Consider the following 278-nt stretch of genomic DNA (forward strand, 5'->3'; position numbering starts at 1 on the left):
GCTTCGCATGCTTCAACCAAAACTTTGCCCGTTAGCTGACCTGCATCAATCACGGTTTCAGCAAGCACTCGAACTTGATACACCACACCATCAATCGGCAGGGTTTGAACCACCTTACCCGCTTCTATCGTGACAGCATCAGCAGCGTTCGCCTTGATTAAGGTGATATTGCCTTGTGTTTTCTCTGCGTCTTTCGGCTCGATGTCATGTTCCCAAGCTTTCAGCTCTAAAGCCCAACGCTCTGCCGTTGCCACAAACATATTTGGCATGACGTGTTC

Annotated in this window: 1 pseudogene; it reads right to left on the reverse strand. The window is 49.3% G+C overall.

Going from position 1 to position 278, the window contains the following annotated elements:
- Positions 1–278, reverse strand: a pseudogene (locus tag OW491_RS18200) (hypothetical protein); the annotation flags it as partial.

Source organism: Neptunomonas sp. CHC150, from assembly GCF_030397555.1.
GTDB classification, from domain to species: domain Bacteria; phylum Pseudomonadota; class Gammaproteobacteria; order Pseudomonadales; family Balneatricaceae; genus Neptunomonas; species Neptunomonas phycophila.